General features: G+C 72.9%; 13 protein-coding genes and 1 pseudogene. 11 read left to right on the top strand and 3 right to left on the bottom strand.

The genetic code is table 11. The annotated features are described in order from the left end of the window. Positions 1–472: 472 nt before the first annotated feature. Both ACIRYZ_RS44915 and ACIRYZ_RS44920 read right to left on the bottom strand, forming a co-directional pair. Complete coding sequence (locus ACIRYZ_RS44915) at positions 473–1,381, bottom strand: TetR family transcriptional regulator (protein ID WP_393040670.1); 909 nt, start codon at positions 1,379–1,381, stop codon at positions 473–475. Between the two features lie 182 nt (positions 1,382–1,563). Further along, positions 1,564–3,339, bottom strand: coding sequence for a 3-hydroxyacyl-CoA dehydrogenase family protein (locus ACIRYZ_RS44920; protein WP_402955020.1), 1,776 nt, complete (start codon positions 3,337–3,339; stop codon positions 1,564–1,566). Between the two features lie 1,097 nt (positions 3,340–4,436). Here ACIRYZ_RS44920 and ACIRYZ_RS44925 point away from each other — a divergent pair. The 7 genes and pseudogenes from ACIRYZ_RS44925 to ACIRYZ_RS44955 form a co-directional block, all read left to right on the top strand. Further along, positions 4,437–4,724: pseudogene (locus ACIRYZ_RS44925) on the top strand (transposase); the annotation flags it as partial. Positions 4,725–4,935: 211 nt separating this feature from the next. Beyond that, positions 4,936–5,166 (top strand): zinc ribbon domain-containing protein, encoded by a 231-nt coding sequence (locus tag ACIRYZ_RS44930; protein ID WP_402955023.1) that lies wholly within the window; start codon positions 4,936–4,938, stop codon positions 5,164–5,166. Between the two features lie 147 nt (positions 5,167–5,313). After that, positions 5,314–6,576: a TerD family protein gene (locus tag ACIRYZ_RS44935; protein ID WP_402955026.1), complete on the top strand. Its 1,263-nt coding sequence runs from the start codon at positions 5,314–5,316 to the stop codon at positions 6,574–6,576. 76 nt (positions 6,577–6,652) lie between these two features. Beyond that, on the top strand, positions 6,653–8,098 hold the full coding sequence (locus ACIRYZ_RS44940) for a glutamine synthetase (protein ID WP_402955029.1): 1,446 nt from the start codon (positions 6,653–6,655) through the stop codon (positions 8,096–8,098). Between the two features lie 3 nt (positions 8,099–8,101). Further along, positions 8,102–9,238 carry an amidohydrolase family protein gene (locus tag ACIRYZ_RS44945; RefSeq protein WP_402955032.1) on the top strand — a complete coding sequence of 379 codons (1,137 nt, stop codon included), beginning with the start codon at positions 8,102–8,104 and terminating at the stop codon, positions 9,236–9,238. Between the two features lie 229 nt (positions 9,239–9,467). After that, complete coding sequence (locus ACIRYZ_RS44950) at positions 9,468–10,952, top strand: S8 family peptidase (RefSeq protein ID WP_402955035.1); 1,485 nt, start codon at positions 9,468–9,470, stop codon at positions 10,950–10,952. Positions 10,953–11,113: 161 nt separating this feature from the next. Next, complete coding sequence (locus tag ACIRYZ_RS44955) at positions 11,114–11,440, top strand: hypothetical protein (RefSeq protein ID WP_402955038.1); 327 nt, start codon at positions 11,114–11,116, stop codon at positions 11,438–11,440. 12 nt (positions 11,441–11,452) lie between these two features. Here ACIRYZ_RS44955 and ACIRYZ_RS44960 read toward each other — a convergent pair whose 3' ends face one another. Next, entirely contained in the window at positions 11,453–12,346 is an 894-nt protein-coding gene (locus tag ACIRYZ_RS44960; protein ID WP_402955040.1) for a HipA family kinase, read from the bottom strand. A 105-nt stretch (positions 12,347–12,451) separates the two neighbouring features. Here ACIRYZ_RS44960 and ACIRYZ_RS44965 point away from each other — a divergent pair, with 105 nt between their 5' ends. From ACIRYZ_RS44965 to ACIRYZ_RS44980, 4 genes are all read left to right on the top strand, one after another. Then, on the top strand, positions 12,452–12,892 hold the full coding sequence (locus ACIRYZ_RS44965) for an SRPBCC family protein (RefSeq protein WP_393035311.1): 441 nt from the start codon (positions 12,452–12,454) through the stop codon (positions 12,890–12,892). Positions 12,893–13,091: 199 nt separating this feature from the next. Further along, positions 13,092–14,246 (top strand): glycosyltransferase, encoded by a 1,155-nt coding sequence (locus ACIRYZ_RS44970; RefSeq protein WP_402955042.1) that lies wholly within the window; start codon positions 13,092–13,094, stop codon positions 14,244–14,246. Between the two features lie 394 nt (positions 14,247–14,640). Then, entirely contained in the window at positions 14,641–16,164 is a 1,524-nt protein-coding gene (locus tag ACIRYZ_RS44975) for a sugar transferase (RefSeq protein WP_402955045.1), read from the top strand. A 5-nt stretch (positions 16,165–16,169) separates the two neighbouring features. Continuing rightward, on the top strand, positions 16,170–16,760 hold the full coding sequence (locus ACIRYZ_RS44980) for a hypothetical protein (RefSeq protein ID WP_402955048.1): 591 nt from the start codon (positions 16,170–16,172) through the stop codon (positions 16,758–16,760). The last annotated feature ends 79 nt before the right edge of the window (positions 16,761–16,839 follow it).

Here is a 16,839-nt window from a genome sequence, read left to right on the forward strand (position 1 = left end):
TCCTTGTGGAGCGTGACCGCCCGGTAGGACTCGGGGAGCTTGATCGCTGCGAAGTCGGCCGACGTGGCGTCGGAGCTGAGGATCGCGTCGAGGATTTCCTGCATGGCTGCCTCCGAAGGCGTACCTGTGTGAGGGTCACAGGGCGTCTGGGGGAGCCGGGAGCGGACACCGGCTTCGCTGAGGTGGGTGGTTGGCGGTCAGGCTGTCGCCCGGTGGTGGGCCGGGCGGGGGCTGGCACTGCTCCCGGGGTGTGGGAACGCCGGACGACGGCGCGCCGAGGTGGGAGCCGCGGCGCCGCGACTGGTGGGTAACAACGTAGTGGCACCCTGTGCCACTCGTAAAGACACCGGGTGTCAGGAATTCCGACGCTCTGGAAAGGTGCGGAACGCGCGTAGTGCGGGTACGCCGAGGGCCCGCGCCGACTGTTCGGCGCGGGCCCTCGATATGCCTCTGACCTGCGTGAATATCCGCCTCAGGCGTCCCGGGCCCCACTCAGTGCGGCCCGGATGCTGTCCACCACGACGTCCAGCGGAGCATCCGTCCGGGCGACTGTGATGAGCACCTCACCTCCGGGACTGGCACTCAGTGCGCTCTCCGCCACCACGTCCCCTGGCGCCTCACTGGCACCCGGTGCCACCACCGAGCCCCGGCGTCTGGCACCCGGCGCGCTGGCGGCCCAGAAGGTCCGCCGGATCACCTCGAAGGAGTGGTCCAGCTGGGCCTCCACATCGCCCCGGCCGCCGGCCCGCAGCCAGCGCCGCAGCACGTGGTTGTGCGCCGCGACCACCGCCGCCGCCGACACCTCGGCCAGCATCGAGTCGTCCTCGCCGCCGCGCTGCCAGCCCGACGGGATGGACTCGCCGGTGTCGAAGCGGCCCAGCAGGTAGCGGGTGAACAGCCGCTCGTACCGGGCCACCACGGCGATCTCGCGCTCGCGCAGCGCCGGGACCTGACGGATCAGCTGGTACCGCGCGACGGACACCCCCGGCGTGGAGGCGTACATCCGCAGCACCTCCTTGATGCCCCGGCAGACCACGTCCAGCGGGTGCTCCTCCGGCTCGGCACTGGCCAGCAGGTCCGCCACCCGGACGAGGGTGTCGTCGTGGTCCGGGAAGATCGCCTCCTCCTTCGACCGGAAGTACCGGAAGAAGGTGCGCCGGGCCACCCCGGCGGCCGCCGCGATCTGGTCGACCGTGGTCTCCTCGTAGCCCTGCGAGGCGAACAGCTCCATCGCGGCCGCGGCCAGGTCCTGACGCATCTGCTGGCGCTGTGCCGCCGCCCGGCGGCTGCCCGGGCCGCCGTCCCCGGCGGAGGGGGGCGTCCGGTCGGTGCCGCGCGGCGCGGCGGACTGCTGCGGGGTGGCTGACTGAACCCGATCCATGTCCGGAACGCTACACGGCACCGGCGGCAGCGCCGCGGCCCTTCCCCGGCGCACCGGCGCGACCGGGCCGGTCACGGCCGGTCTCGGCCAGCGCGCGGAGACCGCCCCCGGGGCCCAGCCGGTGCCGTGCGGGCCCGTACCCGGGCCGTACGGCCCGGAGCCGCCCCCGGCCTGCGGGCTGGTCACCGGCGGGCGTGGTCGCGGAAGCCGCGGCCGGTCTTGCGGCCCAGGCAGCCGGCCGCGACCAGGTGCTCCAGCAGCGGCGCCGCGGCCAGACCCGGCTCGCGGAACTCCTGGTGCAGCACCTGCTCGATGGTCAGCGACACGTCCAGGCCGACCACGTCCAGCAGCTCGAACGGGCCCATCGGGTAGCCGCAGCCCAGCTTCATCGCGGTGTCGATGTCGTCCACCGTCGCGTAGTGCTCCTGGAGCATCCGCACCGCGTCGTTCAGGTAGGGGAAGAGCAGCGCGTTGACGATGAAGCCGGCCCGGTCGCCGCACTCCACCGGGTGCTTGCGGACCTCGGCGGTCAGCTCCAGCACCGTCGCGGTGACGTCCGGGGCGGTCAGCACGGTGGAGACCACCTCGACCAGCTTCATCGCCGGGGCCGGGTTGAAGAAGTGCATGCCGATCACGTCCTGCGGCCGCGAGGTGGCGGTCGCGCAGCTGATCACCGGCAGCGAGGAGGTGGTGGTGGCGAGCACCGCGCCGGGGCGGACGATCTTGTCCAGGGTCGCGAACAGCTCCCGCTTGACCGTCAGGTCCTCGGCGACCGCCTCGACCACCAGGTCCACGTCCGCCAGCTCGGCGTACTGGCCGACCGGGGTGACCAGCTCCAGCGCGGCGTCCCGCTGCTCGGCGGACATCCGCCCCTTGGCGACCGAGCGCTCCAGCGACTTGGCCAGCTGCGCCTTGGCCCGGTCGGCCTTCTCCTGGCTGCGGGCGGCCAGCAGCACCGGGTGCCCGGCCTTGGCGAAGACCTCGGCGATGCCGGTGGCCATCGTCCCCGAGCCGCAGACGCCGACGGTGCGCACGGCGCGGCCGGGCACCTTCGGCCGGGCGGGGCCGGTCGCCGCGTCCACCGGCTTGGAGGAGCCCGGCGCCTCGTAGGTGTAGAAGCCGCGCCCGGACTTGCGGCCCAGCAGCCCGGCCGAGACCAGCTGGCCGAGGATCGGCGCGGGCGCGTGCAGCCGGTCGCGGGACTGCTCGTACATCGCCTCCAGCACGGTGCGCGCGGTGTCGATGCCGATCAGGTCGAGCAGCGCCAGCGGGCCCATCGGCAGGCCGCAGCCGAGCCGCATCGCGGCGTCGATGTCCTCCCGGGAGGCGTACTTGGACTCGTACATCGCCGCGGCCTGGTTCAGGTAGGCGAACAGCAGGCCGTTCACCACGAAGCCGGCCCGGTCGCCCGCCGCCACCGGCTCCTTGCCCAGGTCGCGGGCGAAGGCGGCGGCGTCCTCGGCGGTCTGCGGGGAGGTCAGCACGGTGCGGACCACCTCGACCAGCTTCATGGTGTGCACCGGGTTGAAGAAGTGCAGGCCCAGCACCCGCTCCGGGCGGGCGGTCGCGGCGGCGATCCGGGTCACCGACAGCGCGGTGGTGCCGGTGGCCAGCACCGTGCTCTCCGGGCAGATCCGGTCCAGCTCGGCGAAGACCTCCCGCTTCAGCTCCAGCTGCTCGGGCACCTCCTCGATCACCAGGTCCGCCTCGGTGGCGGCCGTCAGCTCGTGCCCGACCGAGATCCGGGCGAGCAGCGCGGTGCGCTCCTCGGTGGTGATCCGCTCCCGGTCGACCGCGTGCGCGGTCGCCGCCTCGATCCGGGCCAGCGCCCGGGTGGCGGAGTCCTCGCTCGCCTCGATGCCGATCACCCGGCGGCCGCTCTTGGCGACGGCGACCGCGACACCGGCACCCATCGTGCCGAGGCCGACGACGGCGACGGTGGGGAAGGGACGCTCCATGGTCCTGACTCCTAGTCATGAAGGGCCCGCGCGTGCTCCGGCGGGCACGCCGCCGCACCCGTCGACGGGGACGGGGGCGGCCGCCGCCGGAGGAGGGTCCACGCGCGGGGGCTGGGGAGATGACGGGTTACGGCGCACCGGGGCAGCGGCCGGTCCGCTCCGGCCGAACTGCGGGGTGTGCCGTGGTGCTCAGGCGCTCGAAGGTGAAGGAAGCGACTCTGATCCGAGGAGAGAAACCCGGCCCGCCGCCGTTCGCGGCACCGGCCGGTGAAGACGCACCGCGCGCCCGCCGCAGACACGGCGACCGCGACCTCCCGCCGGTGCGGCTCCCGAAGCCCGGCGGTGGTACGTGTCCGGCCACTGTAGCGAAGCTACTCGCCAGTAGGAAGGGGGCGTGGGCGGAAAACCGTTCGGGGACCGGGCCCGGTCTTCGCTAGGGTGATCGACGCGGGGGCGGCTCCGCGGCGTGCTTCCTTCTCTCATCTTTCACCTGATTCGCTTCAGCTCCGGGTGGGGGTACCTCCCGCTTGCGGGGGCGAATCGGCTCCTTGGATCGGAGCCACGAAGCGGCGGAGCTCTCTTCCATGTGCTCTGACCTCCCGGTTTGATTTTTCGATTTTGCGCGAACCATGCTCTTCCGCGTGAAGGTCGTTGTCCGGGTGAAGCTGGAGCCGTCGCCGTATCAGGCGGACGCGCTCGCCGCGACGCTGCGCGCGTGCAACCGGGCCGCGAACCACATCTCTCGCGTCGCCTTCGAGAAGAAGGAGATCCGGCGCAATGGCTTGCAGCCACTGGTGTACCGGCACGTCAAGGACGAATACGACCTGGGAGCGCAGGCCGCCGTGCGGTCGGTGAAGAAGGTCTGCGACGCCTACGCCACGCTTCGGGCGAACCTCAAGGCCGGGAACCTGGGGCCGAAAGGGTCGAAGCGACGGCACAAGGCTGAGTCCAAGCCGATCAGCTTCCGTGACGATGCGGCGCAGCCGTTCGATGACCGGATGCTGTCGTGGAACACCGACACGAGGACCGTGTCCATCTGGACCATGGCCGGGCGGTTGAAGGGCATCGGGTTCCGCTGCTCCCCGGATGCGCTCAAGATGATCGCCGACCACCGGCAGGGCGAATCGGATCTGGTGGTCCGTGAAGGTCGGTGGTACCTGTTCGCGACCTGCGACATCCCCGAACCTTCGGTCTCCGAACCGGCCGACTGGCTCGGCGTGGACCTCGGGATCGTCAACATCGCCACCACCTCGGACGGTACGGTCATGTCCGGGCGCCGTCTGGAGCGGTACCGCAAGCGGATGCGCGCTCTGACCGCGAAGCTACAGGCCAAGAAGACCAAGAACGCGAAACGCCGGTTGAAGGCGATCCGCCGCCGCGAAGCCCGGTTCGCCACCGACACCAACCATCGCATCTCCAAGATCATCGTCACCACCGCTGAACGCACCTCGCGCGGGATCGCCCTGGAAGACCTGACGGGCATCCGCGAGAGGGTCAAGGCCAAGCACGATCAGCGGTACCGCCTCCTACTCCTGGGCGTTCGCCCAGCTCGGAGCCTTCGTGGAGTACAAGGCCCGCAGGGCGGGCGTGCCGGTCGTGCACGTCAACCCGGCCCACACCTCCCGTCAGTGCTCCACCTGTCGGCACACCCACAAAACGAATCGAGTGGATCAAGCGACGTTCGCGTGCCGCGCCTGCGGGACGACCATGCACGCGGATGATGGGGGTACCTCCCGGCCGAAGGCTGGGGGAGGCTCCCGCAACATCCGCCACCGTGCGGCTGATGCGTGGCAGCGGGGCGCAGTCAACCGCCCCAGCAGCGTCTAGCGCTGCTGAGACGAGGTGACCACCGGTGGGGCGACTCATCGGGCACATGGTCAGCCTCAAGGCCGGTCCTTCAGGTCCGGGTCGTTGACATGACCGAGTGCGCCCACTCTCCGCCCCCGCTTTGTCGTATCCATTGGGGGCATAGCAGTGAACAAGTACACCGCTGCCACCACCGGCACTGGCACCGCTCTGGACGACTACCTGCTGCGCCGGCATGGCGTGGTCCTGGTCCAGGACGGAGCCGCGCCCGGCGAACCGGACCCGTGGACGGCCCAGGGCGTGGTGGCCCTGGAAGCCGACCTGGCCCAGCGCGGACACGTGCTGACACGCGAGCTGCGCACCGCGCTCGGACGGCTGCGCCCGGCCGCCCTCGCCGACCTGGTGGTCCCGTTCGCCGAGCGGGCCAGCGCCAAGACCCTGGTCGCGGTGCCGCGCGGCAGCGTGCAGCCGCTCCCGGACGGGCAGCACCTGCGACTGTTCGTGCACTGGATGCAGCGCCCGCACCAGCGGGTGGACCTCGACCTGTCGGTCGCCTTCTACGACGAGGAATGGCAGTTCACCGGCCTGTGCGACTACACCCGGCTGGTGCTCGGCCCGCGTGCCGCCGTCCACTCCGGCGACTTCACGACCGCCCCGCCGCCGCACGGCGCCACCGAGTTCGTCGACCTGGACCTACGGGCGCTGGGCAAGGCCCGCGCCCGGTACGCCGTGGTGGTGGTGTTCAGCTACAACGACATCCCCTTCGAGGACCTCACCGACGCGTTCGCCGGCTTCATGACCCTGGCCCCCTCCGAGGCGGCCCGGCAGCGCACGGGCAGCTTCCACCCCAGGAGCGTCCGCCAGCGGCTGGACCTCGCCGGGGACGCCCGGATCTGCGTGCCGATGATCGTCGACCTCCAGACCCGCAGCTACACCTGGACCGACCTCAACGTCGGCTCCGGCGCCGGGTTCCACAACCTCTACCGGCACCACGCCGAGATCGGCGTGCTGGCCCACTCGGTGACCGCCCACTTCGCCCCGGGCGCCCGCGCCACCCTGTGGGACCTCGGCTGCGCCGCCGCGGCGGCCGCCAGCGACGAGGTGTGGGTGCGCGACCGCTCCGGCCGTGGGCTGGGTCGCTACCGCCGGGGTGCGGACGAGCCGGTGGCGGCGTTCGCCGAGCGGCTGCGCGGGCGGCACGAGAGCGACCACCGCACCGAGCAGCCGGCCGACGACACCGCCCGGCTGATCGCCGAACGCCTCGCCGGAACAAAGGCGTTCGCGGCCCTGGTGCACGCCGACACGCCCGTCCCGGAGGGGGCGAGCGGGACGCTCTACCGGCTCTACCCGGGCCGCCTGGACGCCGCCCCGGACGCCCTGGAGCGGATCACGGCGGGGGAGCTGGTCGCCCGCTTCGCCCCGAACGGGTGAACGGGCGGACGGTCGTCCGTTTGGACCACCCGATAGGGGAGTTACGCAACCCCAACGGGCGGGGCAGCATGGAGACATGACCACGATCGTCAGCACCACCGCCCAGGGCGCCGGCTCCGCCGAGGGGCCCGGCCACGGCGCCCTCGCGGCCGCCGTCGCGCTGCCCCCGCGGGCCGAGCGCGCCGCGCGGGCCGAGGAGGCCGCTGACCGGCTGCGCGCCTCCGCGGTCGAGGTGGTGGCCGTCACCTGGGTGGACAACGCGGGCATCACCCGGGTCAAGGCCGTGCCGCTCGGCGGCCTGGTGCACGCCGCCGAATGGGGCGTCGGCGCCGCGCCCTGCTTCGACGTGTTCCTCGCCGACGACTCCATCACCACCAGCCCGATCATCGGCGGCCCCACCGGGGACCTGCGGCTCTACCCCGACCTCGACCGGGTCGTCCCGCTGGCCGCCCAGCCCGGCTGGGCCTGGGCCCCGGGGGACCGCCACACCCAGGCCGGCGGCCCGCACCCCGGCTGCCAGCGGCTGTTCGCCCGCCGGATGGAGGCCGCTGCGGCCGCGCGCGGGCTGAGCCTCAAGGCCGGCATCGAGGTCGAGTGGGTGGTCGCGCTGGACGGCCCCCCGCAGGCGGCGCCGCAGTATCCGACGTACGGCCCGGCCTACGGGATGCACCGGCTCACCGACCTCTCCGACTACCTGCGCGACGTCGTGCGCGCCCTCGGCGAGCAGGGGTTGAGCGTGCTGCAGATCCACCCCGAGTACGCCCCGGGCCAGTTCGAGGTCTCGGTCGCCCCCGAGGGCCCGGTCGGCGCAGCCGACACCGCCGTGCTGGTCCGGCACACCATCCGGGCCGTCTCCGCCAAGCACGGCCTGCGGGCCTCCTTCGCCCCCGTGGTCGAGCCCGACGGGGTCGGCAACGGCGGGCACCTGCACCTCAGCCTCTGGCGGGACGGGCGCAACCTCGGCCACGGCGGCCCCGGGCCGCACGGCCTGACCGCCGAGGCCGAGGGCTTCGTCGCCGGGGTGCTGGAGGCGCTGCCCGAGCTGCTGGTGCTGGGCTGCTCCAGCCCGGCCGGCTATCTGCGCCTGGTGCCCCAGCGCTGGGCCGGCGCCTACCAGTGCTGGGGCCTGGAGAACCGGGAGGCCGCGCTGCGCCTGGTCACCGGCTCCACCGGGGAGCGCGCCGCCACCGCGAACGCCGAGGTCAAGTGCTTCGACGCGAGCGCCAACCCGTACCTGGCGGTCGGCGCGGTGCTCGCCGCGGGCCTGGCCGGGCTGGAGCAACGCCGGTCGCTGCCGCCGGAGTTCACCGGGGATCCGGCCGCCGCCGAGCCGGGCACGGTGCCCCGGCTGCCGCAGAGCCCGGCCGAGGCGATCGCCGCCTACGAGTGCTCGGCGATGCTGCGCGAGGCGCTCGGCGATCCGCTGTACCAGGCGGTGCTGGCGGTGCGCCGGGCCGAGGCCGAGCAGTACGCGGCCGTCGGGCCCGAGGAGTTGATCGCGGCCACCCGCTGGCGGTACTGACCGGTGGCGGCCCGGCCGGAGGCTGCGGCACTGGAGGTCGCGGAGCTCGTCGACCACCACTGCCACAGCGTGGTGGCGGTCGAGCTCGCCGACGACGCCCTGGCCGGGCTGCTCACCGAGTCCGACCGCCCGCCCGCGCCAGGCTGTTCGCCCTTCGACAGCGCGATCGGCCTGGCGGTGCGGCGTTGGTGCCCGCCCGCGCTCGGCCTGCCCGCGCACACCCCGGCCGCCGACTACCTGGCCCGGCGGCGCGAGCTGGGCGCCGCCGAGGCCACCCGCCGGCTGCTCGTGGCCGCGGGGCTGGACACCTGCCTGGTGGACACCGGGCTGACCGCCGCGGCCGATCGCGAGCTGCTGCCGCTGACCGAACTCGCCGAGGCCACCGGAGCGGTGGTGCGCGAGGTGGTCCGGCTGGAGACGGTCGCCGAGACGGTGACGGCCGGCGCCGAGGACTGGCCGCGAGCCGTCGGCGAGGCACTCGCGGCGGCCGCCGCGGGCGCCGTCGCGGTCAAGTCGGTACTCGCCTACCGGCACGGCCTGGCCGCCCCGGCCGAACGGCCCGCGCGCACCGCCGTGGTGGCGGCCGCCGGGGCCTGGCTGCACGGCGGCCGCGGCCGGCTGGCCGACCCGGTGCTGCTGCACCACCTGCTCTGGACGGCCGTGGACGTCTGCGCCGAGCTGGGCCTGCCGATCCAACTACACACCGGCTTCGGCGATCCCGACCTCACCCTGCACCGCGCCGACCCGTCCCTGCTGACCGACTTCGTCCGGGCCGCCGAGCCGAGCGGCGTCCCACTGGTGCTGCTGCACGCCTACCCGTACCATCGGCAGGCCGCCTGGCTGGCCCAGGCCTTCCCGACGGTGTACACCGACCTCGGGCTGACGGCCTCCTACACCGGCCCGCGGGTGGCGGCCGTCCTCGGCGAGATGCTGGAACTGGCGCCGTTCGGCAAATTGCTGTTCTCCACCGACGCCTACGGGCTGCCCGAACTGTTCCTGGTGGGCACCGCCCAGTTCCGGCAGGGGCTGGGCGCGCTGCTGGCCGACTGGCAGGCGGAGGGCGCCTGTTCGGCGGCGGACGGGCAGCGCCTGGCGCGGATGATCGGCGCCGACAACGCGCGCCGACTGTACGCGCTCTGACGTACGCGCTCTAGGCCGTCGGCTCGTCAGCGAACCATCACTTTTTAACAATCTTTGCCTCTGTTGCCCTTGTTGAGCTGCGGACTCGTAACATCCGGTGTTGGTTGAGATGTGACGATTAGATGACTGCCTCTTGCGCATATCAGCGAATATTCATTAAGTTCCGGTCATTCCCAGCGCACCTGCCACACCGCAGCTGCCGCATGACGACTCGGGAGGGCCAACCCCAATGAGAGTTCCTCGGATCAGCCGGACCCGGTACGCGGCGGTGGGCGTCGTGCTCGCCACCGCCGGCGCCCTCGCGCTCCCGGCCGGCACCGCCGTCGCGGCGCCCACCGGCGACTCGACGACCGGTCCGCTGCTCAGCTACGTCGTCAACACCAAGGCCAACCACGGCCAGGTGCAGAAGGTCGAGAAGGCCGTCACCGGCCTCGGCGGCACGGTGGTCCAGTCGTACGAGCAGATCGGCGTCGTGATCGCCCGCTCGAACGACACCAAGTTCGCGGAGAAGCTGCGTCTGGCCAAGGGCGTCGACTCCGTCGGCGCCAGCCGCACCAAGGGCATCCTCGCCTCCGACCAGGGCAAGGCCGACGTCGCCGCCGAGCCCGTCGGCACCGCCGCCGCCGGCCAGGAGCCGTACGAGGCCAACCAGTGGGACATGCGCCAGATCGGTGTCGACAAGGCGCACAAGATCTCGCTCGGCAGCCGCAACGTCACCGTCGGCGTGCTGGACTCCGGCATCGACGCCACCCACGAGGACCTGGCCGCCAACGTGGACGCCTCGCAGTCGGTCTCCTGCATCGACGGCAAGACGAACACGGACTGGAAGGCCTGGCAGCCCACCACCAGCGACCACGGCACCCACGTGGCCGGTACCATCGCCGCCGCCAAGAACGGCAAGGGCATCGTCGGCATCGCCCCGAACGTGAAGCTGGCCGCGGTCAAGGTCGTCGACGACGCCGGCATGATCTACCCGGAGAACGCGGTCTGCGGCTTCGTCTGGGCCGGCGAGCACGGCTTCAAGGTGACGAACAACAGCTACTACGTCGACCCGTGGATGTTCAACTGCCAGAACGACAAGGACCAGGCCGCGATCACGGACGCCGTCCGTAAGGCCGTCGCGTTCTCGCAGCGCAAGGGCGTCCTGAACGTCGCCGCCGCGGGCAACGAGAACATCGACCTGGCGCACAAGACCACCGATGTCTCCAGCCCGGACGACACCACCCCCGGTACCCGCCCGGTCACCAACGACTGCCTGTCGCTGCCGACCGAGCTGCCCGGCGTCATCGCGGTCTCCGCGGTGGGTGTCAACGGCGACAAGTCGTACTACTCCAGCTACGGCAAGGGCGTCGTGACCGTCGCCGCGCCGGGTGGTGACAAGCGCTACCAGATCCCGAACACCCCGGACAAGGACGGCCGCATCCTGTCCACCATCCCGGGCAACAAGTACGGCTACATGCAGGGCACCTCGATGGCCACCCCGCACGTCACCGGTGTGGTCGCGCTGCTCGCCTCCACCTTCCCGTGGGCCAGCCCGGACGAGCTGACCGAGCTGCTGACCAACCAGGCCGAGTCCCACCCGTGCCCGACCGGCGAGTTCAACCCGGGCGGCGCCGGCCAGTGGAAGGCCACCTGTGAGGGCGGCGCGGACGACAACGGCTTCTACGGCGCGGGCATCATCAACGCCGAGAAGGCGGTCCAGTGGTGGCGCTGAGGCGCTGACCACCATGCGCTGAGCACTGAACGCTGAGCTGGGGAGCGGGGCCCATGGCCCCGCTCCCCAGTCGCATTTGAGTACCCGTACTCAGGCCGCCGCCCCACCCGCGGAACAGGATGGATCCGTAACCAGCGGATTCACCACAGGAGTTGAGCGGCATGACTGCCACGGTCCCCGGGCCGCAGGCCCCCGTCACCGACCGGCGGCACCGGCTCGCACTGGCCCTCGGCGTGGTCCAGCTGGTCCTCGCCGTTCCGATGCTCGTGCCCATTGCCAAGATCACCGTGATGGCCGCGATGTTCGGGCTCGCCGGGATACTCCCGGCGTTGCTCTTCGTGCCGCTGGTCGCCGCGGGCCCGCTGCTCGGACTGGGTCTGGCGACCCTGGTCGCGCGGGTGCAGGGGTTCCGCAAGGACATCGGATTCGCGGTGAGGAGCTTCGGCCTGCTGGCCGGCACCGCGATCGAGTACCACTGGCTGGGCTAGGGCCCCCGGCGCTCACTCGAAGTGGTGCTCCCAGACCGTCTCCACCGACGGCTGGCCGTGCAGGTCCGGCACCTCCCGCAGCCAGGCCGGCCGACCGGCCCGGGTGCGTGCCGCCCGTCGTAGCTCCGCCTCGCGCATCTGCTCGGGGGTGGCGAAGCCCTCCGGCAGCCACTGCTCGGAGAGCACCACCCGGGCGGCCAGATGGGTGACGTAGGCGTGCCGGACGGCGTCCACCGAGTCGAAGCCGGGCTCGTCGGCCAGCCACTCGTCCGGGACCAGCGCGAGCACCTCCTCCAGCACCTCCACGGTGACCAGCGGCCCGAGGTCCTCGTCGGCCAGCCGGACGTCCGGGGCCGAGCCGCCGAGCGCATGGGTACTGAGGTCGTACCGCTTGCCGACCGAGGCCTCCGCGGTGGCCCAGCGGTGGTGGAAGATCAGCGCGGCGCCGTTGTCGATCAGCCAGAGCCGGTTGTGCCAGACCACCAGGTTGGGGTTGTGCACGGTGCGGTCGACGTTGCCGGTGAGCGCGTCCAGCCAGACCACCCGCCCGGCCTCGACGGAGTCCACCGGGATCATCCCCGGCCGGTAGTCCCGCGAGCCGGGCAGCAGGTCCATCCCGAGGTTGAGGCCGCCGCTGGCCTTGAGCATGTCCTGGATCTCGGCGTCGGGCTCGTCCGCGGCCACCACCGGGTCGAAGTCCACCAGCCGCAGCTCCGGCACCCGCAGCCCCAGCCGCCGGGCCAGCTCGCCGACGATCACCTCGGCCACCAGCGCCTTGCGGCCCTGGGCGGCGCCGGTGAACTTGACCACGTACGTTCCCAGGTCGTCGGTCTCCACCACCCCAGGCACCGAGCCGCCGGCCCGCAGCGGGTCCACGTAGCGCAGCGCAGTCACCAGATCGAGCACACCGGCCACCCTATCCCGCCGCGTCGCGGCCGCGCCCCTGTGATTGTCTTGCCGGGAGAGCGGTACGGAGAGCGGTACCCACCACCACACGAGGAGAGCAAGGTCATGGGACAGGTGCAGGCCACCACCGAGCGGGTCTACGACGCCACCCCCGAGCGGGTGTACGAGGCGCTGGCCGACTACCAGGTGACCCGCCCCAAGCTGCTGCCCGCGCAGTACAGCGAGTACGAGGTCCGGGTCGGCGGCACCGGCGCGGGCACCCAGGTGCACTGGAAGCTGCAGGCCACCGAGAAGCGGGTGCGCGACTGCCTGTTCACCGTCTCGGCGCCCAAGCCCGACCAGCTGGTGGAGAAGGACGCCAACTCCAGCATGGTGATCACCTGGACCGTCGCCGCCGCCGGCGAGGGCCGCACCAAGGTCACCGTGACCGCCACCTGGCAGGGCGCGACCGGCATCGGCGGCTTCTTCGAGCGCACCTTCGCCCCCAAGGGCCTGAACCGGATCCACGACCAGGTGCTGGCCAACCTGGCCGCCGAGGTCCGCTGAGCCCTCCCGGATTCCGACGGAACCCGAAGGATCGCCGACACGACTCCGATGGTTCCGGTGAATCAGGGGAATCGCCCGGAATTTCGAGCGATCCGTCCACCCGTGCGAGCCGAAAGCCGTACGGGTGGACGGCCCACCACCTCCGGGTGACGCGAGCCGTTCGGCGCCGGCGAGCCATCCTAGGCTCGCCGCCGTGCATATGACGATCCTTCACATTTCGCAGCCGGTGGACGGCGGAGTCGCCCGCGTCGTCGTCGACCTGGTCCGGGGGCAGCGCGAGGCCGGGCACCGGGTGCTGGTCGCCTGCCCGTCCGGCGGGCGACTCGCCGAGGAGGCGGCCGCGGTGGGCGCGCTGGTCCAGGACTGGCCCGCCGAGCGCTCGCCCGGCCCGTCCACCGCCGCCGAGGCCTGGCGGCTGCGCCGGATCGTCCGGGCCGCCGCGCCCGACGTGGTGCACCTGCACAGCGCCAAGGCCGGGCTGGCCGGCCGGCTGGCCGTGCGCGGCGCGGTGCCGACCGTCTTCCAGCCGCACGCCTGGTCCTTCGCCGCCGTGGACGGCCCGCTGGCCGCCGCGACCCTGCGCTGGGAGCGCTTCGCGGCCCGCTGGGCGCACCGGCTGCTGTGTGTCAGCGTCCAGGAGCGGGCCGACGGCGTGGCGGCCGGGGTGCACGCCGACTGGGCGGTGGTGCCCAACGGCGTGGACGTGCGCCACTACGCACCCGCCGACCGCCGGGCCGCCCGGATCGCGCTCGGCCTGGACCTGGACGCCCCGCTCGCGGTCTGCGTCGGGCGGCTGTGCCGGCAGAAGGGCCAGGACGTGCTGCTGGCCGCCTGGCCTGAGGTGCTGCGCCGGGTGCCGCGGGCCCGGCTGGCGCTGGTCGGCGGCGGGCCGGACGAGCAGCGGACCGCGGAGCTGGTGCGGCGGTCGGTCGAGCCGTCCCGGGTCAGGCTGGTCGGGGACGTGCCGGATCCGCGCCCGTGGCTGGCAGCGGCCGACCTGGTGGTGCAGCCCTCGCGCTGGGAGGGTATGGCGCTGGCCCCGCTGGAGGCGATGGCGGCCGCCCGTCCGGTGCTGCTGACCGATGTGCCGGGGGCGCGTGAGTGCCTGCCGCAGACGGCGCGCGCGCAGGCGGTGGTGCCGCCGGAGGACGTGACCGCGCTCGCCACCCGAATGGCGGAAGCGCTGTCCGATCCGATCGAGTGCGAGCAGCGCGGTGCCCGTCTGCGTGACCATGTGGTCGCCCGCCATGACGTCCGGACCGTGGTCGAACAGGTGGACGTCCTCTACCGCCATCTGCTGGGTGCCGGTCCGGCCGCCGGGCGGCGCCGGGCCCGTATCCCAGAGCGGATCTGATCGTTTCACATGCCGTGAATGCCCGCCGAATCAGGCGCTGCCGTATTCGCACCCCAACCGGATAAGGGGAGGGGCGTTAAATCCGAAATACCTATTAATGGGCGGCTGGAATGAAACGGCAAGTCAACCTCCAGCCCCCATGGTCGGATTCGGTATTGTCGGATTTTGCCTGCTTCGTTTCGATTTCATCCCGGACATTCGCGCCAGAGCCCATCGCGACAGCGTCCCGTGTGACCGGCCGTTCCGTGATCGGCCCCAACGCGGGAGGACCGAAAGCCGCCAGCGGTAGCAGGTGCTGTCAGGACCGCGCCCGCCGGGCCGGGGCGGCCGCCCGACGCCCACCGGTGCCGGGGCGCCGTCACCCCGGGCACACAGCAGGGGAGTTCGTGCGCTGATGACCATTGACCACGACAGTGTGCCGCGATCCGGTGGGCCCCTGGCCGGCCCGCGCCGGCCCGCTACCGGGCTGCTCGACCGGCCGGCCGGATCGGCGCACACCCGGGCGGTGCCGCCGCCCCGCCGGCACCCCAGGGCGGTCCGCTCCCGGCTCGCCCTGCCGCTCGCGCTGGTCCAGGTCGACGCGATCGCGCTGTGCACCGCCACCGGCATCGCCAACCGGGCCGTCGACCCGGCCGCGCCGCTCGCCCCGCTGGTCGGCGTCCCCGCCGTCCTGCCGCTGCTCCTGCTGCTCAACCTGGCCGGCGGCCTGTACCGTGCCCGGCTCACCCTGTCCGTCCTGGACGAGCTGCCCGCGCTGGCCGTCCGGGCCGTGGTCGCCACCGCCTTCGCGGTCACCCTGGCCGGCTGCCTGGACGGCCGCTGGCCCGACTGCGGCCCGGCCACCCCGGCCCGTCTCACCGTTCTGCTCGGCGCCCAGCTGCTGATCGCCGCCGTCGGCCGGGCCGTCCTCTACCACCTGGTCCGGCGGATCCGCCGCGCTCGCCCCAGCTCCGCCCTGGTGCTCGGCGCCGGCCGGCTCGGCCACAAGGTCGCCACCGCCCTGAGCGAGCACGGCGAGTACGGGATGCGCCCGGTCGGCTTCCTGGACGCCGACCCGCCGCTGCTGGTCGGCGACACCGGCCTGCCCGTCCTCGGCGGCCGCGAGGTGCTGGAGCGCGAGGTCCGCCGGCACCGGGTCCAGCACGTGATCGCCACCGCCGGAGCCGCCGACGAGGCCGAGACCGCCGCCGCCCTGCGCGACGCCGTCCGGCTCGGCTGCCAGGTCTGGCTGGTGCCCGCGCTGCGCGAGTACGGCTCGCTGCCGACCGCCCCGATCTCCGGCGGCGACCACCTGTGGGGCTTCCCCTGCCTGCGGGTCGGCCGCCCGGCCATGGGCCGCCCCGGCTGGGCCGCCAAGCGCGCCCTGGACGTCACCGCCGCCGGCCTCGGCCTGCTGCTGCTCGCCCCCGTCCTGGTGCTCTGCGCCCTCGCCGTCCGCTTCGACACGGGCCCCGGCGTGCTCTTCCGCCAGCAGCGCACCGGGCTGGACGGCCGGGTCTTCACCGTCCTCAAGTTCCGCACCCTGCGCCCCAGCAGCGAGCACGAGGCGGCGACCCGCTGGAACATCTCCCAGGACCACCGGATGGGCGCCGTCGGCCGCCTGCTGCGCAAGAGCTCCCTGGACGAGCTGCCGCAGCTGTGGAACGTCCTGCGCGGCGACATGAGCCTGATCGGCCCGCGCCCCGAACGCCCCTACTTCGTCATGCGGTTCAGCCAGGCCTACCCCGAGTACGCCGACCGGCACCGCGTCCCGGTCGGACTCACCGGCCTCGCCCAGGTGAACGGCCTGCGCGGGGACACCTCGATCGAGGACCGGGCCCGCTTCGACAACCGCTACATCGAGAGCTGGAGCTTCTGGCAGGACGTCAAGATCCTGTGCCGTACCGCGGCCCTGATGCTCCACCCGGACGGGAGCTGACCCGCGTGGCCCTGACCTTCCCGGCCCTTCCGCGTCCGACCTTACGGCGGGCCCTGCCCGCGCTCGCGGACCGGCCCAGCCTGCTGGCCGCGGCCACCGTCCTGCTGGTCTGCGTGCCCACCGGCGAGAAGGACGTCACCGCCGCCGTCCACGTCACCGCCGCCGACCTCGCCTCGCTCGCCCTGGTCACCCTCACCGCGCTGAACCTGCTGCGCGGCAAGCTGCCCGTGCTCAGCCGCGCCACCTGCGTGCTGTTCGGCGGGATCGTGGTCGCCGCCGCCGTCGCCACCATCGGCTCGATCGACCCGGCCACCAGTGTCACCGGCTTCGTCCGGCTCACCCAGGTCTTCGTCCTGGTCCCCGCCGGGGTGCTCTGCTCGCTGCGCGACCGCACCGACCAGCGCCTGGTCCTCGGCTCCTTCGTGCTCGCCGCGCTGATCCAGGGCGTGGTCGGCGCCCACCAGTACCTCACCCGTACCGGCGCCTCCTACACCGGCCAGCCGATCCGGGCCGTCGGCACCTTCGGCGCGCTGGACATCATGGCGATGTCCACCGTGGTGAGCTACGGGCTGCTCGCCGCCCTGCGGCCGGCCTGACGCTGACGATGCGGTCCAGCGTCAGACCAGGGCGGGGTGCTATCTCAGGCCAGCAGGACAGCGGCCAGCACCACGGCCA

Source organism: Kitasatospora sp. NPDC101155 (genome assembly GCF_044768305.1).
Taxonomy (GTDB): Bacteria; Actinomycetota; Actinomycetes; order Streptomycetales; family Streptomycetaceae; genus Kitasatospora.

Excerpts from the sequence above, each read along its gene's own strand:
- ACIRYZ_RS44920 (WP_402955020.1), bottom strand. The coding sequence starts at position 3,339 with ATGGAGCGTCCCTTCCCCACCGTCGCCGTCGTCGGCCTCGGCACGATG.
- ACIRYZ_RS44975 (WP_402955045.1), top strand. The coding sequence starts at position 14,641 with ATGACCATTGACCACGACAGTGTGCCGCGATCCGGTGGGCCCCTGGCC.
- ACIRYZ_RS44915 (WP_393040670.1), bottom strand. The coding sequence starts at position 1,381 with ATGGATCGGGTTCAGTCAGCCACCCCGCAGCAGTCCGCCGCGCCGCGC.
- ACIRYZ_RS44965 (WP_393035311.1), top strand. The coding sequence starts at position 12,452 with ATGGGACAGGTGCAGGCCACCACCGAGCGGGTCTACGACGCCACCCCC.
- ACIRYZ_RS44950 (WP_402955035.1), top strand. The coding sequence starts at position 9,468 with ATGAGAGTTCCTCGGATCAGCCGGACCCGGTACGCGGCGGTGGGCGTC.
- ACIRYZ_RS44955 (WP_402955038.1), top strand. The coding sequence starts at position 11,114 with ATGACTGCCACGGTCCCCGGGCCGCAGGCCCCCGTCACCGACCGGCGG.
- ACIRYZ_RS44970 (WP_402955042.1), top strand. The coding sequence starts at position 13,092 with ATGACGATCCTTCACATTTCGCAGCCGGTGGACGGCGGAGTCGCCCGC.
- ACIRYZ_RS44940 (WP_402955029.1), top strand. The coding sequence starts at position 6,653 with ATGACCACGATCGTCAGCACCACCGCCCAGGGCGCCGGCTCCGCCGAG.